The organism is Stenotrophomonas sp. YJH_SMC_82 (assembly GCF_059368875.1).
Window position 1 is genome coordinate 300,953 of record NZ_JCAFSE010000001.1, and the last position, 18,266, is coordinate 319,218.

Consider the following 18,266-nt stretch of genomic DNA (forward strand, 5'->3'; position numbering starts at 1 on the left):
TACCAACGTAGTTTGCTGCGGGCCGGACGGTCAGCCTGCCTGCACGCGGTTCTTGCCCTGCCGCTTGGCGGCATACAGCGCGTCGTCCGCGCGCCGCAGCAGGGTTTCGGTGTCGTCGCCGGGTTGCCATTGCGCCAGCCCGGCACTGAAATGCACCGGTACGCGCCGGTCCTGCACGGTCAGCACGCGATGCGCCAGTGAACGCTGAAGGCGCTGCACCGTGGCCATGCTGTCGGCGCCCTGGGTTTCCGGCAGCACCAGTACGAACTCGTCGCCGCCCAGCCGCGCGATGCCATCGGTGGCGCGCAGCAGCAGCTTGCAGACGGCCACCAGGTGCTGCAGCAGTGCATCGCCACCGGCATGACCATGTGCATCGTTGGTCTGGTGGAAATCATCCAGATCGATCACCGCCACGCCCAGCGGCGAGTTGTTGCGTGCGGCACGGGCCAGCTCGCGTTGCAGCAGTTCGTCCAGGCCGCGGCGGTTCAGCGCCTGGGTCAGTGGATCGATGCGTGCCAGGTCACCGGCCGCGCGCAGTTCCTGCTCCAGCTCGGCGATGCGCTGCTCGGCACGCTCCACTTCCTGCCGTGCGTTGGCCAGGTGATCGCGCGCCTGCGCGGCCTGCTGCTGCACCTTGCCGGTGTCGCGCATCACGTCCTGCAGCAGCTGGTTGAGGTCGGCGATGCTGCGCGCCTCGCGCAGCTGCAGTGCGTAGCTGCCGATGCGATCGTGGTACTCGCCGGTGCTGGTGGCCATGCCATCCATGCGCTCGATGAACTCGCCCATCAGCCCGCGCATCGCCGCCTTCGAATCGTCGATGCCCTGGCGCAGCAGGCCCTGCTTGTAGATCACTTCGCGCAGTTCGGCGCGGGTGCGCTCGACCGCCTCAGCTTCCAACGGCCCGTCCAGCAGCTGGCGTACCGCGGCGATCTGGCCCTGCAGCCAGCTGCGGTCATCCAGCAGCTCGCTCACGTTCTCCAGCAGCAGCGCGAACAGCTCCAGCAGCAGCGCCTGCTGCTCCTGCCAGCTCTCGGCACGCACGCCGACCTGGTGGCCAAGTTCGCGCACGCCCTGCTCGATCGGTTCCAGCGCCGTGCCTGGCTGCCACTGGCGCAGGTGCATGGCCAGTGCCTGCGCCTGTTCGCGCAGGTCCGGGTCGTGCTGCAGCAGCGCCACCACCGCGCCGCCCAGCAGCAGCCGCAGCTGCTCGGACAGGCGCAGGCTTTCGGGTTGCCCATCCGGCGAATGCTGTTCGATGGTGCGGATGTACTTGTCGATCAACTGCCGCATCGCGCGCCCGTAGCGCGGCCAATCGGCGCTGGCCTGCGCCGACTGCAGGCGGTCGCCCATGTCGCCCAGCTCGCCGGGCAGGGTGGCCATGCCGTTGGCGAACGCGGCCAGCAGCGGTTCCGGCGCGTCGGCGCCTGCGAACAGCTGCTGCAGCGCCACGCCACCGCCGCCCTGCAGCACCACGCGGTCGCCCAGCCCATCGTCCACCACCGCGCGCACGCGTGCCGGCGGCCCAAGGGCGGTACCGGGGGCAGGGCGGTGGTCGGGCTGGTCCGTCATGGAGCGAATCCTGGGGGCTGGCAGGGACTGGTTCCAGCATATCGGCGCGGCCGCCGACGGCTTGAACGGCTAGGATGGGCGACAGGATGCCGCAGTGGAGGTGGTGATGCGCGTGATGTTGCTGGGGGCGACCGGCCTGGTCGGTGGGCTGACCCTGCCCCGGCTGCTGGACGACCCGCGCTGCAGCGCCGTGATCGCCCCGACCCGTCGCCCGTTGGGCGCAGCCCACGGGAAGCTGGAGAACCCGGTACTGGCCTTCGATGCGCTGCCCGCCGCCGCCGGGTGGGCGGGCGTGGACGCGGTCATCTGCGCGCTCGGCAGCACCATTGCCCAGGCTGGCAGCCGCGAGGCCTTCCATCGCATCGACCATGATTACCCGCTGGCGTTCGCCCGTCTGGCGCAGGCGCAGGGTGCGCAGACCTATGTGCTGAATTCCGCAGCCGGTGCCGATCCGCGGTCGTCGATCTTCTACAGCCGGGTGAAGGGTGAATTGGAGCGCGATCTGCGCGCGCTGGGCTTCACCTCGTTGACCCTGGTCCGCCCAGGGTTGATCGGCGGCGAGCGCAACGAGGTGCGGCGCGGTGAGCGTCTCGCGCTGAAGGTGCTGGGCGTGCTGGGGCCGGTACTGCCGCGGGCGTGGCGGATCAACCCGGCCAGCGAGATCGCCAAGGCGCTGGTCGAGGCCGCGCTGGCCCCGCAACCGGGTGAGCACGTGGTGGCATCGAGCGCACTGGCCGGCTGATGTCGCGTGCGCTGCGCCTGACCCAGCTCCAACAGCTGCTGCGCCGCCATCGGCGGCCGGTGGCCGGCCAGGTGCTGGCCGACGCGCTGGGAGTCAGCCTGCGCACGCTGTACCGCGATATCGAAACCCTGCGCGAGCAGGGCGCCGACCTGCGCGGCGAGGCCGGCGTCGGCTACCAGCTGACGCCGAGCGATACCCTGCCGCCGATGACCCTGCCACCGGCCGAGATCGACGCACTGGTGCTGGGCCTGCGCTGGGTTGCGGCCCGTACCGAACCCGCGTTGGCCGAAGCCGCACGCGATGCCCTGGCGCGCATCGCCCATGTGTTGCCCGCAGCGCGGCGCGAGGCCCTGCGTGACAGTGGCCTGCGGGTGGGCCCTTCGCGTGCGGCGGCCAAGGTTCCCCCTGCTCGTCTGCAGGCCGTGCGAGAGGCTGTCGGTTCACAGCAGCGCCTGAAGTTCGGCTACGAGGACGCGCACGGCCAGCGCAGCGAGCGCATCGTCTGGCCGTTCGCGCTGGGCTACTTCGATGAGGTGCCGATGCTGGCGGCGTGGTGTGAGCGCCGCGAGGATTTTCGCCATTTCCGCCTGGATCGCATCCGCCAGGTGCGCGTGCTGGAGGAGCACTACCTCGTACCACGCGCCACGCTGCTGCGGCGCTGGCAGAAGGCGCAGGGCATCGCGCCGGACTGGCTGGACCGTTCGTAGCGTCGGGCCTGCTCGACTGTCATTGCGCTTCGCTTTCTGCTGCTGGTGCGATGGGTTGGCGGCTTTTGCTCTTTGCTCTTCGATCTTTGCTCCTGGTAGGGGTCGAGCTTGCTCGACCGCCTTTGATCTTCGCGAACAGCAGTCGAGCAAGCTCGACCTCTACCAGGGCAGTGGCAACGGCAGTCGAGCAAGCTCGGCCTCTACCAGGGCAGGAGCGACGGCAGTAGAGCACGCTCGCCGCTACTGACAGAATCTGTCAGCAGGGCCGTACCACCATGATCGCTCCCAACAACGGAGCTTCCCCATGTTCACGCCCAGCACCCTGCTGCAGTACGTGCGCGACGTCGCCACCAGCGCCACCTTCTACAGCGGCATCCTCGGCAAACCGCCGGTCGAGCAGTCGCCTGGCTTCGCCCTGTTCCTGCTCGGCGATGGCGCCGCACTCGGCCTGTGGCAACGCGATGACGTGCAACCGCCGGTGTCTGCGCAGGCAGGCGCCGCCGAACTGGCGATGGTGGTCGCAAACCCCGAGGCCGTGCAGCAGATGCACGATGCGTGGCGTGGGCTCGGCGTGCAGATCCTGCAGTCGCCGGTGACGCTGGAGTTCGGCCACACCTTCGTCGGTGCCGACCCTGATGGCCACCGGCTGCGTGTGTACAGCCGCGCCGAAGGCATGGTCGCGCGCGATTGATCGCCCGCATTGTGTAGATCCACGCCATGCGTGGATGCCGGAAAAAAAACGCCGGGCAATGCCCGGCGTTCTCTCCAAGTCATGTGCCAACCAACGGTTGGCACCCACCGGTCAGGTGGCCGATCAGCTGGCCAGTGCCAGGTCGTCCATCATCGCGCGCAGGAAGCGGGCAGCTTCACCACCCGTGGCTGCGCGGTGGTCGAAGGTGACCGACAGCGGGATCACCTTGTGCGCTTCCACGCCGCCCATCACCGGGGTCATCTGGTGGCGGGCACGGCCGGCACCGACGATGGCCACGCACGGCGGCACCACGACCGGGGTCGCGTAGCGGCCGGCAAACATGCCGAAGTTGGACAGCGAGATGGTGTAGCCACTCAGTTCCGAGGCGGCGATCGAACGCGATTCCACCTGCTCGCGCAGGCGATTGACGCCTTCGCGGATGCCGCGTGCATCGAGCATGTCGGCATTGCGCAGGGCCGGCACGAACAGGCCGTCGTCGGTGTCCACGGCGATGCCGATGTCCACCTGCGCGTGCAGGGTGCGGGTCAGTGCTTCGCCGTCGAACCAGGCGTTCATCGCCGGCACCTTCTGCGCGGCGACCACGATCGAACGCACCAGGCGGGCGGTGACGTCGTTGCCCGGCAGCCAGGCGTGGATGTCGGCGTCGTCGTTCAGCGTGGTCGGCACGACCTTGCTGTGCGCATCGGCCATCACGCGGGCCATGTTGCGGCGCACGCCCTTCAGCGGTTCCGGCTGGCCCTTGGCGACCACGCCCGGCGGCTGGGTACGCATCGGCTTGCCGGCGGCGGACAGCGGCGTGCGGGCTTCGCTCTGCACGGGGGCAGACACCTGCGCCGGGGCCGGCGCGGCATAGGCAGCAGCGGCAACTGGTGCCGGAGCAGCGCCGAGCTTGGCGCTGCCGTTGGCGGCAGCCTGCTTGACGTCGGCCATGGTGACCGCGCCATCGGTGCCGGTAGCGGCCACGCGGCTCAGGTCCACGCCCAGCTTGCGGGCCATCGCACGCACGGCCGGCACGGCCTTGACGCCACCGACGGCCAGCGCCTGTTCGGCATGCACGGCATTGGAGCTCTGCATCGCGCCGACCACGGTACCGGCGTCATCGCGCTCGGCCGCGGCGGGCTTGGCCTCCTCGGCGGCAACCGGAGCGGCCGCAGCCGGCAGCGGCGGCGGGGTCGGTGCGGCCGCCGGTGCAGCGTGGCCATGGCTGTGGCCGGTGTCCTGGCCATCGGCTCTCTGCGGCAGGTTCGGGTCCAGTTCGAAGCTGGCCAGCACCGAGCCGGTCGGGATGATGTCGCCGGCGCCGCCGGACAGCTTCAGCACCTTGCCGGAGAACGGCGAGGGCACTTCCACCACGGCCTTGGCGGTCTCCATCGACACCAGCGGCTCGTCCAGCTTGATCACATCGCCTTCCTTGACGAACCACTCGACGATGGTCGCGTCCGGCAGGCCTTCGCCCAGGTCGGGCAGGTTGAAGTTCTTGGTCTGGCTCATTTGCAGTTCTCTTCCAGCAGTTCCAGTTCGCGGGCCGGCAGCCAGCCCGTCGCGCCATTGGCGCGCTCGGACCACCACCACCCGCCGTGTTCGTGATGAAGCTTCACCATCTCGCCGCTTTCCACATCCAGCTCGCGGGCGTCGTAGTCGCACAGCGCTTCGGCGCGACCCTCGTCCAGCAGCTGCAACCAGGCGATGGGCGCCCATCCAGCGCGCCCATCGTTGGTGCGTACCCAGGCAAACGCCGGCCATTCCTCGTCACGGACACCTACTTCGACGATCTGGCCGGTGCGGAACCGGAGCGGGTTGGGATACTGGCTGCGGTAAGCCCCCAGAAGGCGGGCCCGCATGTCAGCCGGCCGCCACCGCGCGCTTGGCCGCAGCCACGATCCGCTCAACGCTCGGCAGGTACTTCATTTCCAGGCGGAACAGCGGAATGTGGGTGTCGTAGCCAGTGACGCGCTCGACCGGTGCCAGCAGGTCGTAGATCGATTCCTCGGCCAGGCGCGCGGCGATCTCGGCGCCGAAGCCCGCGGTCTTCGGGGCCTCCTGCACGATCACGCAGCGGCCGGTCTTGGCCACCGATTCGGCGATGGTGGCGAAGTCCAGCGGACGCAGCGTGGCCACGTCGATGACTTCGGCACTGATGCCTTCGCCGGCCAGCTTGTCCGCCGCTTCCAGCGCTTCCTTCACCTGCGCGCCCCAGGTCACCAGGGTCACGTCGGTGCCGTCGCGCAGCACGAAGCAGACGTCCAGCGGCAAGGCTTCGCCGTCGTTGACGACCACTTCCTTGTACTGGCGGTAGATGCGCTTGGGCTCCATGTAGATCACCGGATCCGGCTCGCGGATCGCGGCCAGCAGCAGGCCATAGGCACGCTGCGGCGACGACGGCAGCACCACGCGCAGGCCCGGCACGTTGGTGAAGATCGCCTCGTTGGCTTCGCTGTGGTGTTCCGGCGCGCGGATGCCACCGCCCCACGGCACGCGCAGCACCATCGGGCAGTGCAGGCGGCCACGCGTGCGGTAACGCAGGCGTGCGGCGTGGCAGACGATATGGTCGACCATCGGGTACATGAAGCCGTCGAACTGGGCTTCGGCCACCGGCTTCATGCCCTGTGCGGCCAGGCCGATGGTCAGGCCGGCGATGGTGGTTTCGTCCAGCGGGGTATCGAGGATGCGGTCCGAGCCGAAGCGCTGCTGCAGCCCGGCGGTGGCGCGGAACACGCCGCCGTTGACGCCCACGTCCTCGCCCAGCACCAGCACCGACGGGTCGTGTTCCAGCTCCCAGGCCAGCGCCTGGGTGATGGCTTCGATGAGGGTGATCGGGGTGGTGGTCATGCTCTCTTCTCCGCGCGCGACCGCAGCGCTGTCGGCGGCGTTGGTGTGCGCGCCGGGCGCGCCGTTCTTGATCTCATCCATGGCGCTTCTCCAGGGCGATCGCCTGGGCACGCTGGGCCAGCAGGTCCGGCGGCGGATCGGCATACAGGAAGTCGAACATCGCCTCGACCGGCTGCACCGGCGTGTTGAGGTACAGGTTCACTTCCTCGTCCACGCGCTTGCCGCACTCGGCGACCCAGGCGCTTTCCTCATCCTCGCTCCACGCACCGGCGTTGATCAGGTACTTGCGCAGGCGCAGCATCGGCTCGCGCTGCCAGGCATCCTTCACTTCGGCGTCGTCGCGGTAGCGGCGCGCGTCATCGGCGGTGGTGTGGTCGGACAGGCGGTAAGTCATCAGTTCCAGCACGGTGCCACCGTCGCCGGCCAGCGCACGTTCGCGCGCCTGCTCCATGGCAGCCAGCACGGCGATCAGGTCGTTGCCGTCCACCTGCAGGCAGTGCAGGCCGCCAGCCAGGCCCTTCTGCGCCAGCGTTTCGGCACCGGTCTGGGCCGAACGCGGGACCGAGATGGCCCAGCCGTTGTTGACGATGCACAGGATCAGCGGGAGCTTGTAGGCGCCGGCCGAATTCAGTGCCGCGTAGAAGTCGGTCTTGGAGCTGCCGCCGTCGCCGCACACCGCCACGGCGATCTGCGGTTCCTTGTTGAGCTTGAACTTCAGCGCGGCGCCTGCGGCATGCAGGCACTGGGTGGAGATCGGCACGCAGAACGGGAAGTCCTTGGCCGCGTTGCCGCCGTAATCGTTGCCGCGTTCGTCGCCGCCCCAGTACATCAGCACGTCGTGCGGGCGCACGCCACGCATGAACATCGCGCCATACTCGCGGTACGAAGGCGCGAACACGTCGTCCTTCTGCATCGCCGCGCCGATACCCACGTGCGCGGCTTCGTGGCCCAGGCAGGCGGCATAGGTGCCCAGCTTGCCGGTGCGCTGCAGTGCGATGGATTTGCTGTCGAACGTACGTACGAACAGCATCTGCTTGAACAGCGGTACCAGGACCTTGGGATCGCGCAGCGACGCGGGCAGGTCATCGCGGACGAGTTTGCCGTCCGTATCCAGGTACTGCAGGTATTCGATCTTGAATTCAGCGGCAACCGTCATTGCGTACTGCACCTTCGACAGAGAAGTTACAAATGATATGAATCGCCATGTTAAGGAACGCGTACGGAATAGCCTTCCTGCGCCGCAACACGGCAACGCCCTGTTTTACCCCTGCCGGCGGGTGGGGGGCCAATAACAACAACGTATTCAGTCGTTGCTGCAAAGCATCAGAATACGCCTCTGGCTGACTGCTGGCGCAACGACCCGATCGGTTCCACGCGCAGGCCCCGCATCGGCCAATGCTCCACGGGGCACCGCACGCCCCGGTATGGACCCGGCGGCTGCCAGCGCGGCGGCAACGCGCTACCCTTGCCGCCCCCGATCTGGTCCCGCCCATGTCCGTCGACAACAACCAACGCGATCTCGAAGCCGGCATCCACACCGACCTGCAGGGACGCCTGACCTACGGCGGCTACCTGCGGCTGGACCAGCTGCTCAGCGCGCAGCAGCCGCTGTCCAACCCGCCGCACCACGATGAGATGCTCTTCATCATCCAGCACCAGACCTCGGAGCTGTGGCTGAAGCTGCTCGGCCACGAACTGCGTGCGGCGATCGGCTTCCTGCAGCGCGATGAAGTCTGGCAGTGCCGCAAGGTGCTGGCGCGCAGCAAGCAGGTGCTGCGCCAGCTGACCGAGCAGTGGTCGGTGCTGGAAACGCTGACCCCGTCCGAATACATGGGTTTCCGCGACGTGCTGGGCCCGTCTTCGGGCTTCCAGTCGCTGCAGTACCGCTACATCGAGTTCCTGCTGGGCAACAAGAACGCGCAGATGCTGCAGGTGTTCGAGCACGACCCGGCCGGGCAGGCGCAGCTGCGCATCGTGCTGGAGGCGCCGAGCCTGTACGAGGAATTCCTGAAGTACCTGGCCCGCTTCGGCCATGCCGTGCCGGCGGTGTACGAATCCCACGACTGGACCCAGCCGCATGTGGCCGACGACGCGCTGCAGCCGGTCTTCGAGCGCATCTACCAGGACACCGACCGCTACTGGCGCGAGTACGCGCTGTGCGAGGACCTGGTGGACCTGGAGACCGCCTTCCAGCTGTGGCGATTCCGACACATGCGCACGGTGATGCGCGTGATCGGCTTCAAGCGCGGCACCGGCGGCTCGTCCGGCGTGGGCTTCCTGGCCAAGGCGCTGGAGCTGACCTTCTTCCCCGAACTGTTCCAGGTGCGCACCAGCCTGCAGGCGGCACCCCCGGCAGAACTGGGCTGACCCCCATTCAGCTTGGACCCCGGCCATTGGCTGGATCGTTTCAGATGCAAGTTCAGCGAGCAGGCTGGCACCTGCCTCAAACGGCGTGTATTTGACGTGAACGGCAGAAGTCGGTGATCCTCGCGCGTTGCTCCAACTGCACAGCGGACGTGCTCGTCATCCACCGAACCAGGAAATCCGCATGAGCGTAAACGCCACTGCGAACACCCCAGAGCCGGCGCTGCCGGACTTCAAGACCACGCTGGGCCACCCGCGCCCGTTGTGGATGCTGTTCATGACCGAGTTCTGGGAGCGCTTTGCGTTCTACGGCATCCGCTGGGCGTTGGTGCTGTACATCGTCGCCCAGTTCTACAACGGCAGCGCTGCCGGTGAAGGCGACGCCAGCCGCATCTATGGCGCCTACCTGGCCCTGGTATACGCCGCGGCGATCTTCGGTGGCTACGTGGCCGACCGGGTACTGGGCTACCAGCGCTCGATCCTGACCGGCGCGATCATCATGGCCGCCGGCCTGTTCATGATCTCGCTGCCGCAGGAGCACATCTTCAAGCTTGGCCTGGCCACGATCATCGTAGGCAACGGCCTGTTCAAGCCCAACATCTCGACCATGGTCGGCAAGCTGTACGGCCTGAAGGACGAGCGCCGCGACTCCGGCTTCACCATCTTCTACATGGGCATCAACATCGGCGCGATGATCGCCCCGGTGCTGACCGAGTACCTGGCCCGCAAGGTGTTCGGTACCGACGCGATGCCGTCCTACAAGGTCGTGTTCATCGCCTCGGGCGTGGGCATGCTGATCTCGCTGGTGTGGTTCTACATCGGTCGCGCCGGCCTGAAGGGCATCGGTGCACCGCCGGCCGGCGCTGAAGGCTTCGGCCGCATCATCATGGTGCTGGCCGGTGCCGTGGTCGCCATCCCGGTGGCGTACTTCCTGCTGGCTACCGGCGCCACCGCGCTGGCCTGGATCCTGGGTGCGATGTTCACCGCGCTGGCCATCCTGCTGCTGGTCGAGGGCGTCCGCGAAGGCAAGGTGCAGCGCGACCGCGTGATCGCCATGCTGATCATCTTCGCCTTCAACGTGATGTTCTGGATGTTCTTCGAACAGGCCGGCAGCTCGTTCACCTTCCTGGCCGAGAACATCGTCAACCGCCAGTTCGGTGACTGGACCTTCCCGACCGCGTGGTTCCAGTCGGTCAACTCGGTGGCGATCATCACCCTGGCCCCGGTCATTGCCTGGATCTGGGTGGCCATGGGCCGCGCCAATCCGTCCATCCCGCGCAAGTTCGGCCTGGGCCTGCTGTTCAACGGCGCCGCCTTCGCGCTGCTGATGTTCGCCCTGTCGCAGATGGTCGTGGACGGCAAGATCCCGTTCTGGACCCTGTTCATGGTCTACGTCATCCAGTCGGTGGGTGAGCTGTGCCTGTCGCCGATCGGCCTGTCGATGGTGACCAAGCTGGCCCCGGTGCGCCTGGTCGGCTTCGGCATGGGCGGCTGGTTCCTGTCCACCGGCATCGGCAACAACCTGTCGGGCATCTTCGCCGGCGTGGTCAGTGGTGAAGGCGGCATGACGGTCGAGTCGGCCCTGAAGGGGTATACCTTCGGGTTCTGGGCCCTGATCGGCTCCGGCGTGGTGCTGTTCCTGATCGCCCCGCTGATCAACAAGCTGATGCACGGCGTCAAGTAATGATGAGAGGGTAGAAGGCATGCGAAGCAAGCTCGGTGGTGCAATGGTGGTGGTCTGTGCGGCGCTGATCGGCGCCTGTTCGCAACCGCAACCGCCTGCCGCCGCCGAGCCCACGCAGCCCCTGGATACCCGACCCACCGAGCCACCGGTTGCTGACCCCAGCGAACCGGTGGCCTCGGGCAACACCCCGGTGGCGGCGGACATCGCCGCCATCGCCGGGCTCGGCGCGCAGTTCGACCCGGCCCGCAACCCCGCCGACGACCTGGCCACCGCCAAGGTGGAAGCCCAGCGTGGCAAGAAGCGGATCCTGCTGGAGGTCGGCAACGCCGCCTGTGAGCGCTGCCGGGCGCTGGACGACGTGGTGGAAGGCAACGGCGACCTGCGTCGCTTCCGCGATGCCCACTACGTGTGGGTGAAGGTCAACGCCAGCGACGAGCAGCCCAACACCGCCTTCTTCGCCCAGTACCCGGTGATGGCGCGCGACTACCCGTACCTGCTGGTGCTCGATGCAGATGGCGGCCTGCTGGTATCGCAGGCCACCGGCGAGCTGCGCAGGGGCGAGGCGTTCCAGCCTGCGCGGGTGAGTGCCTTCCTCAAGCAGTGGGCGCCTGACAAACCGGAATAGGGTAGTGCCGGCCGCTGGCCGGCATGCTCTGGTGGGTGCCGACCGCTGACCGCCCACCCCGGTGGGTGCCGACCGTTGGTCGGCACTGAGGCGCATCCACGCCTGGCGCGGATCTACTGCGCGCACCGTCACACTCTCTGAATCGGCGTCTCAACTTCACCGTGAGCACGCCGTTACCGGCAAGGACCTCAGTCGACATCCCGTCGATGCAACCTTCCGGAACGCCCATGCACAGCGACCACGCCGAACGATTGCCCGAACCCGCCAGCGACCTGGCCGAGGGTGGGGCAGGCGAGGGCGTGACCCTGCCAGCGCAGGAGGCCCTGCTGGACGACGCGGGCACCGGCGAGGACGCCGTTGAACTGGCGCCGCCACGCCATCGCCTGCCGCAGATCGCGCTGCCCGACAACGTGGTGCTGAAGGGGGCGGTGCAGAAGCTGGTCGAGCAGAAGTCCCGGCTTGATGCGCTGGCCGCCGAAGGCCAGCTGGCCGGGCTGCTGCCGCCCGAATGGCAGGGCCACGGCGCGCGCGCGATCGAGCTGTCCACCTTCATCCAGGGCGTGCTGCCCTTCCTGCAGACCGGCGAGCGTGGCGAGACCGCCCCCGCGCGACTGCCGGTGCGCCATGTGTTGGGTGACGACAGCCGCTGGGGCCTGGACGATGTGGCCGAACCGAAATCACTGGCGTGGTATCTGGCCAGTGACGAGCGCGCCACGGCCGGCAGCAAGGATGTCGCCGAGGCGTATCTGGTGGGCGCACTGGGCCTGGCGTGGATGCAGGAAGGTCGCAGCCGCCCCGGCTTCCTGCGCGCGATGGGCCAGGACAGCCTGGCCGCGCGGGTGACCATGCTCGGCTATCCGCCGGCCAACGAACTGGCGCTGTACAGCGTCACTGCGCACGGCCAGCCGCAGATCTGGTGCGTGCACGGGCGCCGCCGCATGCGCCCGCTGGTGGCGCCGTGGTTGAGCGTGCCGCTGCTGACCGCCTACGGCGTGCCGGCGCCGGTTGCGTGGCCGTCCAGCTTCCCGCCGGTGGAAGCGGTGGCCGAGCTGCTGGCGACCGCCCGCCTGGGGCGCGCGCTGCCGGAAGTGGACCTGGCCAAGGCCGTGGCGAAGATCGCCGAGGACGCCGCCTCTGACGCCTGGCAGCCGGTCAGCCTGCTCCAGCTCAACACTTGGTCACCGCGCTGGCACTTCTTCCTGGGCACCTTCGTCGGCCTGCCGTCGCTGCTGCTGGTGGCGGCGGCGCTGGCGCTGCCGGGGGCGGTCGAAGCAGCGACGGTGGCCGCCTCGCTGGGCTTCGCCGGCGGCGCCATCGCAGCACTGGCCGTGCCGTGGATCCACGCACGCCGCAAGCACCTCAGCTGAAAAAAGGGGACGGAGGGGATTAAGCCGCAATCAGCACAGGTGTGCCTGATGCGACTTAATCCCCTCCGTCCCCTTTTCTTCTAGACGCCTTCGCCCATCCGCTCCAGGCCTTCGCCGGCCAGGCGCAGGATCAGCTTCTCCAGCACCTGCTCTTCTTCTTCGCTCAGCACCGACATCAGCTTGCGGGTGATCTCGATCACCATCGGCGCGATGGTCTCGTACACCTCGAAACCGGCGGCCGACAGCGCCAGCACCGAGCGGCGGCGATCGTCGCCGTGGGTCTCGCGCTTGATGAAGCCGCGCTCCAGCAGGCGGGCCACGGCGCGGCTGACCGCCACCTTGTCCATCGCCGTGCGGTCGGAGACCTCGCTGGCCGAGGAGCCCGGGTACAGCGCCAGGATGGTGATGACCCGCCACTCGGGGATCGCCAGACCGTAACGATCGCCGTACAGCTTGGCGATGTTGCCGCTGACCCGGTTGGACAGCACGCTCAGCCGGTACGGCAGGAACTGTTCCAGGTCGAGCAGGACGTGCGAGGCACGCAGGCGGGTCGAAACGGGATCGGCGGGGCTCATGTTGCGGTGCACCTTGCTGGTGGTTTCAAGTGTAACTATAAGGGGTGGGTCCAGACCCTGCATTCTCGCCGGGTCCCTACCTGCCCGCACCTGGTTTGTACCGATGCGGTACCGATTCGGAGCCACGCCATGAATACCGCAGTCCCGACCGCCTCGCATCCCAACCCCGGCATGCAGGTCACCACCTTCGAGAACCCGATGGGCATCGACGGCTTCGAGTTCGTCGAATTCGCCGCCCCGGCCGGCCGTGGCCAGGAGCTGCACGAGTACTTCCGGAAGATGGGCTTCAGCGCGGTGCTCAAGCACAAGCAGCGTCCGATTACCGTCTATCGCCAGGGCGACGTCAACTTCCTGGTCAACGAAGACCCCGATTCGTTCGCCGCCGACTTCGCCGAAAAGCATGGCCCCTGCGCCTGTGGCTTTGCCATCCGCTTCAAGAAGCCGGGCCAGGAGGTCTACCAGACCGCGCTGGGCAACGGCGCCGAAGCCATCGCCTTCAAGCCGGACAGCAAGGCGGTCAGCGCGCCGGTCATCAAGGGCATCGGCGACTGCATGCTGTACCTGGTCGACCGCTATGGCAGCGCCGGCAGCATCTACGACGGCGACTACGAGCCGATCGCAGGGGCCGACCTGCACCCGTTCGGCTTCGGCCTGACCTTCATCGACCACCTGACCCACAACCTGTACTTCGGCAACATGCAGCAGTGGTCGGACTACTACGAGCGCCTGTTCAACTTCCGCGAGATCCGCTACTTCGACATCAAGGGCCTGAAGACCGGCCTGGTGTCCAAGGCGATGACCGCGCCGGACGGCATCGTGCGCATCCCGCTGAACGAATCGTCCGACCCGAAGAGCCAGATCAACGAGTACCTGGACGCGTACAAGGGCGAGGGCATCCAGCACATCGCCTGCTTCACCGAGAACATCTACGAGACCGTCGAAGCGATGCGCGCGCAGGGCGTGGATTTCCTCGACACGCCGGAAACCTACTTCGATGTGATCGACCAGCGCGTGCCGAACCACGGTGAAGACGTGGCGCGCCTGGCCAGGAACAAGATCCTGATCGACGCCGATCCGGAAACCCACCAGCGCAAGCTGCTGCAGATCTTCACCCAGAACTGCATTGGCCCGATCTTCTTCGAGATCATCCAGCGCAAGGGCAACGAAGGTTTCGGCGAAGGCAACTTCACCGCGCTGTTTGAAAGCATCGAGCGCGACCAGATCCGCCGCGGCGTGCTGTAAGGTCCGCAGGCAATGTCGGCGTCCCGCCGGCATTGCCTGTCCGAATGGTAGTGCCGGCCGCTGGCCGGCAATCTCTGGAGTTCCCATGTCCCCCGCCATCACCGCCCGCGGCTACCAGTCCGGCTTCGGCAACGAATTCGCCACCGAGGCCGTCGCCGGCGCGCTGCCGGTCGGGCAGAACTCACCGCAGAAGGTGGCCCACGGCCTGTACGCCGAACAGCTGACCGGCACCGCCTTCACCGCGCCGCGCGGCAGCAATCGCCGCAGCTGGCTGTACCGGATCCGCCCGGCGGTGACCCATGGCGAGTTCACTCCGTTCGCGCAGTCGCAGCTGCAGTGTGATTTCGGCGCACAGCCGGCTTCACCGAACCAGCTGCGCTGGAGCCCGCTGCCGTTGCCGGAGCTGCCGACCGACTTTGTCGAAGGCCTGTACACGATGGGTGGCAACGGCTCGCCCGACGCGCATGCCGGCGTGGGCATCCACCTTTACGCTGCCAACCGCGACATGGTCGGCCGCTACTTCTACGACGCCGACGGTGAACTGCTGATCGTGCCTCAGCTGGGCGCACTGCGCCTGCTGACCGAGCTGGGCGTGATCGAGATCGAGCCGCAGCAGATCGCGGTGATCCCGCGCGGCGTGCGGTTCCGCGTGGAACTGCCCGATGGCCCGAGCCGCGGCTACATCTGCGAGAACTACGGCGCGCTGCTGAAACTGCCCGACCTTGGCCCGATCGGTTCCAACGGCCTGGCCAACCCGCGTGACTTCGAGACCCCGCACGCGGCGTTCGAGGATGTCGATGGCGATTTCGAACTGATCGCCAAGTTCGAGGGCCGCCTGTGGCGCGCGCCGATCGACCATTCGCCGCTGGACGTGGTGGCCTGGCACGGCAATTACGCGCCGTACCGCTACGACCTGCGTCGCTTCAACACCATCGGTTCGATCAGCTACGACCATCCGGACCCGTCGATCTTCCTGGTGCTGCATTCGCCCAGCGACACACCCGGCACCAGCAACATGGACTTCGCGATCTTCCCGCCGCGCTGGCTGGTGGCGCAGAACACGTTCCGCCCGCCGTGGTTCCACCGCAACATCGCCAGCGAGTTCATGGGCCTGGTGCATGGCGCCTACGACGCCAAGGCCGAAGGCTTCGTGCCGGGTGGCGCATCGCTGCACAACTGCATGAGCGGTCATGGCCCGGATGCGCCGACCTTCGACAAGGCCTCCAATGCCGATCTGTCCAAGGCCGATGTGATCAAGGACACGATGGCCTTCATGTTCGAGACCCGCGCGGTGATCCGCCCGACCGCGCAGGCGCTGGCCGCCGGCCATCGCCAGGGCGATTACCAGCAGTGCTGGAACGGCCTGCGCAACAACTACCGCTGACCCGAAAAAGGGGACGGAGGGGATTAAGCCGCAATCAGCACACGTGTGCCTGAAACGACTTAATCCCCTCCGTCCCCTTTTTCTTCAGGCGGCCTCGGTGAACGCGTCGCAATGCTCCAGCGGCAGCGCTTCCAGCAGGCGTTGCCGCACACGCTGGCAATAACCCTCCGAGGTCAGCCCGGGCAGCATCTGCATCGCCGAGTGCAGCACCTGCAGTACTTCACTTTCGGCGCGCGCCTGCTGCAGGTCGCGGAACAGCGCCGCCGCCTGCGGGTGGCGCTGCATTTCCAGGATGCCCAGTACATAGATGCGCGCGGCCACCAGCGAGCGGCGGCGCTCGCTGCCGGTTGCGGGTGCAGCCGGTGCCGCCGCCGGCGTGGTGGGGGCCGGTGCTGCCGCGTCTGCGGGTGGTGGCGGTGCGGCTGTGGCGCCGGTACCGGTGCTCAGGTAGCCGGCCTGCACCAGCTGGATGACCATGGCGGGCGCGTCCTGGCCGAGCAGGCCGGTCAGGTCGGCGATGCTGCGCTGGCCGTCGCACAGGATCAGCAGCCGGCGCTGGCGCATGTCCAGCGGCGCGCGATGGGCCTGCAGCGCGGTTCGGGCGAGTTCGGTCTTGCGCGGTTGCATGGAAGGGACAGCCAAGTCGGTGCACGCCGAGCCTGAACGAAGGCGATGAAACCGCGATGACAATGCAGCGCCTGCACACGGGATGGGCTAGCGTGCAGCCATCTTCGTGCCAGGGAACCGCACCGATGAAGCACCTTCCGCTTGCTGGTCTGTTGCTCCTTTCGCTCACCGCCTGCAGTGCTGGCCCCGACAAGCAGGGGGCGGCCGGCAGTGGCAGCGACACCCCGGCCGAAACCGCCTCGGCGACCGGGCCCGCGCAGTCGGCGGATCCCGACCTGGCCGCCCGCCCGGCCAACGACCTCCGCAAGGACAGTCCAGCGCGCCTGGACGGCTTCGGCGGTGCAACGCTGGGCGCCGGCATCGCCGAGGTCCGCAGCGGCTTCGGCACGCCGCTGCAGGGACTGGGCACCGACGCCAATGGCAAGCCCCTGCCGGCCGACGACAGCAACGACGGCTGCTACTTCCTGCGTCCGCAGGGCGCCGAAGACCCTCGCCTGATGATCGAGGCACGCAAGCTGGTGCGCTATGACGTGCGCAGTGCGGCGATCGTCGCTCCGGGCGGCGGCAAGGTCGGCATGACCCTGGGCGAGCTGCAGGTGCTGTACCCAGAGCGCGCGGACGTCGGCCCTGACAAGTACGACGAGAAGGCGCAGCACCTGCGCGTGCGGCCGGCGCAGGAAGGCGGGGCGGTCATCGACTTCGCGCTCGGCGCCGATGGTCGGGTCAGCGCCTGGCGCGTCGGCCAGACCCCGCAGGTCGATTACGCCGAAGGCTGTGGCTGATCCTTGATCCACCGCCCAGCCATGCGCTCGGGGCCAAGCGTAGAATCGCGCCACCACTGCTGGGGAGTGCTCGATGATCGCCATTGCCATTGCCTGGTTCCTGCTCGGCCTGCTGTTGCTGGCGCTGGGCGGGGATTCCATCGTCAAGGCCGTGTCCGGCCTGGCCCAGCGCTTCGGGGCCAGCCCGTTCACTGCCGGGCTGCTGCTGCTCGGGGTGACCACCTCGTTGCCGGAACTGGCGGTCAATGCGCGCGCGCTGGCGGTCGGCCAACCGGAGCTGGCACTGGGCAATGCCGTGGGCAGCAGCATCGTCAACCTGGGCTTCACCCTGGCGGTGGCAGCCATCGCCGCGCCCCTGTTGCTGCGCGCGCGCCTGCAGACGGTGCTGTGGTGGTCGCTGCTGGTGGCCGGCGTGCTGCTGGTCCTGTTCGGGCTGGATGGTCGCCTGGCGCGCTGGGAAGGCGGCGTGCTGGTGGCAGGCTTCATCGTCATGCAGGTGCTGCTGCTGCGCCGCGGCCGCGTTGAGCGTGCCGAGGTGCAGGCGGCCATCGCCGAGTCCGCCCTGAGCCGCACCAGCCTGCCGTTGAACGTGCTGCGGGTGCTGATCGCAGCGCTGACGCTGTACTGGGGCGCGCGCCTGGTCGTGGGCGCCGCCGCTGACTTCGGTGCCGCGCTGGGCTGGACACCGCTGCTGGTCGGCCTGCTGCCGGTGGCGATCGGCACCGCACTGCCGGAGGTGGCAACCGCAATTGCTGCCGCGCGTCGCGGCCACGGCGACATGGTGCTTGGCCACGTGCTGGGCTCCAGCGTGGTCAACCTGCTGCTGGTGATCGGGGCGATGGCGGTGTTGCAGCCGTTGGCGTTGCCGGCCTCGTTCGTGCGCCTGGAACTGCCGGCACTGCTGGCGTTCGCCCTGGTGCTGTACCCGATGCTGCGTGGCGATCTGAAGATCAGCCGCAGTGAAGGCGGAATCCTGCTGGTCGCGTTCGCCGGCTGGTTCGTGCTGGAGCTGCTGCTGGTCGGCGCGGCATGAGGTAGTTCCGGCCGCTGGCCGGCA

At 68.0% G+C, this 18,266-nt stretch carries 18 protein-coding genes; 11 read left to right on the top strand and 7 right to left on the bottom strand.

Annotated elements, in window-relative coordinates; all coding sequences use genetic code 11:
- Positions 1-30: 30 nt before the first annotated feature.
- Positions 31-1,569, bottom strand: a complete 1,539-nt coding sequence (locus AC5P53_RS01325; protein WP_014648695.1) for a GGDEF domain-containing protein — start codon at positions 1,567-1,569, stop codon at positions 31-33.
- A gap of 106 nt (positions 1,570-1,675) precedes the next feature.
- Between AC5P53_RS01325 and AC5P53_RS01330 the strand changes: the two genes are divergently transcribed.
- The 3 genes from AC5P53_RS01330 (at position 1,676) to AC5P53_RS01340 (ending at position 3,709) form a co-directional block, all read left to right on the top strand.
- Complete coding sequence (locus AC5P53_RS01330; protein WP_195840040.1) at positions 1,676-2,311, top strand: Rossmann-fold NAD(P)-binding domain-containing protein; 636 nt, start codon at positions 1,676-1,678, stop codon at positions 2,309-2,311.
- On the top strand, positions 2,311-3,018 hold the full coding sequence (locus tag AC5P53_RS01335; protein ID WP_014648693.1) for a helix-turn-helix transcriptional regulator: 708 nt from the start codon (positions 2,311-2,313) through the stop codon (positions 3,016-3,018). Before AC5P53_RS01330 ends, AC5P53_RS01335 begins: the two co-directional genes overlap by 1 nt.
- 304 nt (positions 3,019-3,322) lie before the next feature.
- Positions 3,323-3,709: a VOC family protein gene (locus AC5P53_RS01340; protein ID WP_014648692.1), complete on the top strand. Its 387-nt coding sequence runs from the start codon at positions 3,323-3,325 to the stop codon at positions 3,707-3,709.
- A 123-nt stretch (positions 3,710-3,832) separates the two neighbouring features.
- Here the strand turns inward: AC5P53_RS01340 and AC5P53_RS01345 are convergent, their stop codons facing one another.
- From AC5P53_RS01345 to pdhA, 4 genes are read right to left on the bottom strand one after another with little or no spacing between them, the layout of a single operon-like run.
- Entirely contained in the window at positions 3,833-5,221 is a 1,389-nt protein-coding gene (locus AC5P53_RS01345) for a dihydrolipoamide acetyltransferase family protein (protein ID WP_046432903.1), read from the bottom strand.
- Positions 5,218-5,571, bottom strand: a complete 354-nt coding sequence (locus tag AC5P53_RS01350) for an SH3 domain-containing protein (RefSeq protein ID WP_012512332.1) — start codon at positions 5,569-5,571, stop codon at positions 5,218-5,220. The genes AC5P53_RS01345 and AC5P53_RS01350 overlap by 4 nt, the downstream gene beginning before the upstream one ends.
- A gap of 1 nt (position 5,572) precedes the next feature.
- Entirely contained in the window at positions 5,573-6,640 is a 1,068-nt protein-coding gene (locus AC5P53_RS01355; RefSeq protein WP_005414714.1) for an alpha-ketoacid dehydrogenase subunit beta, read from the bottom strand.
- On the bottom strand, positions 6,633-7,715 hold the full coding sequence (gene pdhA, locus AC5P53_RS01360) for a pyruvate dehydrogenase (acetyl-transferring) E1 component subunit alpha (RefSeq protein WP_241887333.1): 1,083 nt from the start codon (positions 7,713-7,715) through the stop codon (positions 6,633-6,635). The genes AC5P53_RS01355 and pdhA overlap by 8 nt, the downstream gene beginning before the upstream one ends.
- Positions 7,716-8,050: 335 nt before the next feature.
- Between pdhA and AC5P53_RS01365 the strand changes: the two genes are divergently transcribed.
- From AC5P53_RS01365 to AC5P53_RS01380, 4 genes are all read left to right on the top strand, one after another.
- Positions 8,051-8,926 carry a tryptophan 2,3-dioxygenase gene (locus AC5P53_RS01365; RefSeq protein ID WP_014648689.1) on the top strand — a complete coding sequence of 292 codons (876 nt, stop codon included), beginning with the start codon at positions 8,051-8,053 and terminating at the stop codon, positions 8,924-8,926.
- Between the two features lie 181 nt (positions 8,927-9,107).
- Positions 9,108-10,607 carry a peptide MFS transporter gene (locus AC5P53_RS01370; protein WP_014648688.1) on the top strand — a complete coding sequence of 500 codons (1,500 nt, stop codon included), beginning with the start codon at positions 9,108-9,110 and terminating at the stop codon, positions 10,605-10,607.
- A gap of 19 nt (positions 10,608-10,626) precedes the next feature.
- Complete coding sequence (locus AC5P53_RS01375; protein ID WP_014648687.1) at positions 10,627-11,232, top strand: thioredoxin family protein; 606 nt, start codon at positions 10,627-10,629, stop codon at positions 11,230-11,232.
- A 227-nt stretch (positions 11,233-11,459) separates the two neighbouring features.
- The gene (locus AC5P53_RS01380) at positions 11,460-12,599 is read left to right on the top strand and encodes a hypothetical protein (RefSeq protein WP_049404535.1); all 1,140 of its coding nucleotides are present in this window, start codon (positions 11,460-11,462) and stop codon (positions 12,597-12,599) included.
- Between the two features lie 80 nt (positions 12,600-12,679).
- Here the strand turns inward: AC5P53_RS01380 and AC5P53_RS01385 are convergent, their stop codons facing one another.
- Positions 12,680-13,174 (bottom strand): MarR family winged helix-turn-helix transcriptional regulator, encoded by a 495-nt coding sequence (locus AC5P53_RS01385; protein ID WP_014648685.1) that lies wholly within the window; start codon positions 13,172-13,174, stop codon positions 12,680-12,682.
- Between the two features lie 129 nt (positions 13,175-13,303).
- On the opposite strand from AC5P53_RS01385, the gene hppD reads away from it, so the two are divergent.
- Both hppD and hmgA read left to right on the top strand, forming a co-directional pair.
- The gene (gene hppD / locus AC5P53_RS01390; RefSeq protein WP_014648684.1) at positions 13,304-14,416 is read left to right on the top strand and encodes a 4-hydroxyphenylpyruvate dioxygenase; all 1,113 of its coding nucleotides are present in this window, start codon (positions 13,304-13,306) and stop codon (positions 14,414-14,416) included.
- 85 nt (positions 14,417-14,501) lie between these two features.
- Positions 14,502-15,800 (top strand): homogentisate 1,2-dioxygenase, encoded by a 1,299-nt coding sequence (hmgA, locus tag AC5P53_RS01395; RefSeq protein ID WP_032957134.1) that lies wholly within the window; start codon positions 14,502-14,504, stop codon positions 15,798-15,800.
- An 84-nt stretch (positions 15,801-15,884) separates the two neighbouring features.
- Here the strand turns inward: hmgA and AC5P53_RS01400 are convergent, their stop codons facing one another.
- The gene (locus tag AC5P53_RS01400) at positions 15,885-16,427 is read right to left on the bottom strand and encodes a hypothetical protein (RefSeq protein ID WP_046432894.1); all 543 of its coding nucleotides are present in this window, start codon (positions 16,425-16,427) and stop codon (positions 15,885-15,887) included.
- A 125-nt stretch (positions 16,428-16,552) separates the two neighbouring features.
- Between AC5P53_RS01400 and AC5P53_RS01405 the strand changes: the two genes are divergently transcribed.
- On the top strand, positions 16,553-17,209 hold the full coding sequence (locus AC5P53_RS01405) for a hypothetical protein (protein ID WP_032957138.1): 657 nt from the start codon (positions 16,553-16,555) through the stop codon (positions 17,207-17,209).
- Between the two features lie 73 nt (positions 17,210-17,282).
- Positions 17,283-18,242, top strand: a complete 960-nt coding sequence (locus AC5P53_RS01410; protein WP_014648680.1) for a sodium:calcium antiporter — start codon at positions 17,283-17,285, stop codon at positions 18,240-18,242.
- Positions 18,243-18,266: the final 24 nt, after the last annotated feature.